Here is a 4048-nt window from a genome sequence, read left to right on the forward strand (position 1 = left end):
GAGCAGCCCGGTAGCTCGTCAGGCTCATAACCTGAAGGTCACAGGTTCAAATCCTGTCCCCGCAACCAAATCCTACGACAGCCCCGAAGCGAAAGCTTCGGGGCTGTCGTCGTTTCTAGCCCTCTTTTACTGCGCGCCTGACCCCATGACGAGGACGCGTAACCTAGCGTGTCTGTAAGATGGGCCCGGATGCGCCCGCTCGGCATCAAGGCGGCTGTTGCTGCACGGGGCGCACGCTATTCCTGGTATCGGTCGAGTACAGGCCCTCGGGGCCGTGGACGGATCCAGACGGTGAAGGGGCAGGCCGGTGACCGACCTGCCCCTGTGCTCGTTCAGAAGCGCATCGTCCCGCCGAACGCGACGGTCCGGCCGCTGACGGTATTGGTCATCACCCGCTTGGCGGTACCGTCGGCATATTGGACGATCGGCTCGTCGGTGATGTTGATCACGTCGAGCGTCAGCTTGAACCGCGGCGTCAGATTGACATAGGCCGAGGCGTCGAGGTTCGTGGTGCCCTTGATATACTCGCCGATATTGCCGTTGCCGCCATCGCCCCAGCGATAGCGCGAGCGTGTCGCGATCGAGCCGCGCGCGCCCCAGCGATCGGTGTCGTAATAGAGCGTCGCGTTCGACGAGAATTTGGACAGCGTCGGCAGCGGCAGGCGGACCGGCACGCCCGCATAGAAGACGTCGGTCGATCCGCTGGCGACCGTGACGTTGCCGAGTATGCCGAGCTTGTCGAACGGCGCGGGCAGGAAGTCGAAGTCGCGCTTCGCGGCGACCTCGATCCCCTTGATCGACGCGCCGGGGCCGTTGATCGGGCGCGTATAGTTTACCAGCACCGCAGGGTCGACGCCGACGGGCAGCAGCGCCGCCGGATAGCCGGTCGAGGCATAGGATACGAGCCGCGTTTCCGACGTGATGTACGAGTCCATGTGCTTGTAGAAAGCGCCGATCGCGAGCGATCCGCGCGTGCCGTCATAATATTCGAGCGAGGTTTCGATCGAATCGGCGATGAACGGCTTCAGATTGGGATTGCCGGCCGCGATCGTGCCGCCGAACGAGGCGAGGTTGAGCGTTCCGGCCGCGCGCATGTCGCTGAGCGCAGGGCGGCTCAGATTGCGATTGCCGCTCAGCCGGAAGACGATCGACCGGCTGAGGTCGAAGGCGAGGTTCGCTGCGGGCAGGAAGCCGTCATAGCGGTTGGTCACGCTGACCGGGACGAGCGCGCTGCCGACCAGCGCGGTCCCTGCGGATCCGAGATCGGTATGGTAATAGCGCACGCCGACATTGGCGCGCAGGCCGATCGCGCCGAGCCGGGTGGCGAGGTCATATTGCAGATAGGCGCCATAGGTCCGTTCGGTCAGGTCATAGGCGGTGCCGGCGACGGTGCTGTTCGCGTCGACGATCATGCTCTGGCCGAGCAGCGCATAGGTGCCGGCGACATCGCCGATCACATAGGGGGCGAGCGTGCTGTCGGTCAGGACGCTGGTCGGGACGTCGGGCACGCCCGGCTTGTTCTCGTAGCTGGGCGCGACCTTGCGCTGCCAGCCGCCATTGGTGAAGCGCTTGAACCCCGCGCCCGCCTTGATCGTCGACCCCGTGGCGACGGTCCAGGCAAGCTCTGCCTTGCTGTTGTAGAATTCGCTCTCGATCCGGTCGGCGCGGGTCTCGAGGCCCTGCAGGTCCCATTGCGACGCGTCGGTGGTGTCGAAGCCATAGTCGGTCCGCGGCGAGGCGGTGTTCAACCCCGAAAAGGAATAGCTCTTGCCGACCGCCTCTAGATAGACCTGCGCATATCGCGACGCGAAGGTCGATCGCGACCAGCCGCCCAGGACGTTGAGCGTCAGGTTGCTGGCGAGATCGGTATGCGCGTTGAGCGCGGCCTGCCAGAAGGTCGTCTGGTCATGCGTCACCTTGGATTCGGTGCGCATGTCGACACGGTCGAACGACGCGCCGACGATGTCGTTGAAATCGTCGAAGGTGACGCCGGTCAGCAGCTGCGTACCCGTGACGTTGTTCGCGGCGACGCCGTTGGTCCCCGCGGCGCCGATCACGCCCGAGCGCCGGTCGTTGTTCAGCCGGCCATAGAGCAGGTCGAGCGAGACATCGGTGCGGTCGTCGGGATGATATTGCAGTGCGGTGGTGACGCCGAGCCGTTCGCGCTTGTTGAAGAAGGTGGCGTAAGTCTGCGCACGGCTGTTCCAGACGCGCGCGGCACCGGTCGCGCCGACCAGGAGCGCGCGGTCCGCAGCGGAGACGGCGGGCCCGACATTGGCCGCGCCGAAATTGATCTGCGACCAGTTCCAGTTGCGATAGCCGAACTCGACGGTCTCGGCGGTGCTGTACGCGACCGAGGCGAGGACGCCGAAATCCCCCCAGCGGTCAGATATCAGCCCGACGAGGCGCGGTGTGACCGTCTTGGTATATTGGTTCGCCTGGCCGCGGGCGGAGGCGACGACGGTGAGGCCGTCATAGTCGAACGGCTTGGCGGTGTGCAGCCCGACAGTGCCGCCGATGCCGCCCTCATCCTGCTGCGCCGCATAGGATTTCTCGACGATCACCTTGTTGAACAGCTCGGACGCGAAGATGCTGTAGTCGAACGCGCGCGATCGGCTGACCGACGAGCGGCTGTCCAGCCCCGACGAGGTATTGGTGAGCACCTCCATGCCGTTCAGCTGCGTGCGGGTGAAATCCGCGCCAAGGCCGCGTAGCGAGATCTGGCGACCCTCACCGCTGTCGCGGGTGATTGCGACGCCGGGGATGCGCTGGAGCGCCTCTGCGAGGTTCTGGTCGGGAAACGCGGCGATGTCCTGCGCCAGGATCACCTCCTGCGACCCGGTGGCGGCCTTCTTGATCTGCTGCGCCTTGGCGACGCTCTGGCGGTAGCCCCGGACGACGATGTCGGCACCGTCATCGGCGAGGGGGTCAGGCTGCGTGGCCTGCGCGATCGCCTGGGCTTCGGTCCCGCCGGGCGCCGCGGCAGGAGCGTATGCCGTCGTCACCGGCCCCATGTGCCGCGCGACGGTGACCGTGCCGCCGACGATCCTGCCGTCGACCGCGCTGCCCGCGGTGATCCGCGCGAGCGCCTGTTCCGCGGTCATCCGCCCGCGCAGGCGCTGGCTGCTTGCGCCCTGCAGCAGCGACGGCGACGTCGCGAGCTGCAGCCCGGTCAGGCGCGAGAAGGCGAGGAGCGCGTCGGCGAGACCCTGTGCGGGAACGTCGAAGCTGAACTGGCGTGGTGCCGGTGGTGCGGTCTGCGCGATCGCAGGCGCGCAGACGAGGCCGGACAGTGCGACGGACGCAAGCAGACGCCGCGCCAGACGAATTCTATGAAACATGATTTCCCCCCGAGATGGTTCGAGGGCAAGACGGGCAGGCGCCCGGAAACCCGACAAAGTATTTGGTTTCAGTTATATGACAGCGAAGTCTGATGCAGGTCGGCGTTTATACTGACGGTGGTGCTGCGCAATTTGGGGGATCGGGCAGCGTCCGCGCGAACTCCTTGTCGCACCCTCTCCGAAATTGTCACAAACGCGGCCTAGGTCGCCGGGATCAACAACCCGGACGAGCCATGCCAGCGACCCTTCCCCAGATCGACACCCGCGCGGGCGAGCCCGCGGTCGAGGACTGGCGCGCGATCGCGGCGACGCTGAGCCGCTATGTCCGTGCGCGCACCAGCCGGGTCGATGTCGTCGAGGACGTCGTGCAGGAGACGCTGTCGCGGCTGGTGCACCAGGGGCGCGTGCAGAAGCTGGTCAGCATCTATGCGCTCGGCTTCCGGATCGCCGCGAACCTGCTGGTCGACCATCATCGCAGGGACCGCCGCTATGTCGCCGAACGCGCGGAGGAGCCCGTCAGCCAGGCGCCCCTGCCGGACCGGGTGCTGGTCGGCCGCGAGGCGGTCGCGATCCTCCGGGACGCGCTCGACGCCATGCCGCCGCTGCGCCGCGACGTGCTTGTCCGCCGCCGTTTGCAGGGGCAAAGCTGCGCGGCGATAGCGAGGGATCTGGGGTTGAGCCCGAAGGCAGTCGAGAAACACATCACC

The 4048-nt window shown here is 66.5% G+C and carries 2 protein-coding genes; one reads left to right on the forward strand and one right to left on the reverse strand.

Annotation, left to right across the window (positions count from 1 at the left end; translation table 11 throughout):
- Positions 1-332: 332 nt before the first annotated feature.
- A complete protein-coding gene (locus sphsw_RS00790; RefSeq protein WP_042466256.1) occupies positions 333-3341 on the reverse strand; it encodes a TonB-dependent receptor in 3009 nt (1002 codons plus the stop codon).
- Between the two features lie 233 nt (positions 3342-3574).
- Between sphsw_RS00790 and sphsw_RS00795 the strand changes: the two genes are divergently transcribed.
- Positions 3575-4048, forward strand: a 474-nt coding sequence (locus tag sphsw_RS00795; protein ID WP_052380789.1) for an RNA polymerase sigma factor, incomplete at its 3' end; no start/stop codon positions are given.

Source organism: Sphingomonas sp. FUKUSWIS1, assembly GCF_000733135.1.
In the GTDB taxonomy this organism is placed as follows: Bacteria; Pseudomonadota; Alphaproteobacteria; order Sphingomonadales; family Sphingomonadaceae; genus Sphingomonas; species Sphingomonas aerolata.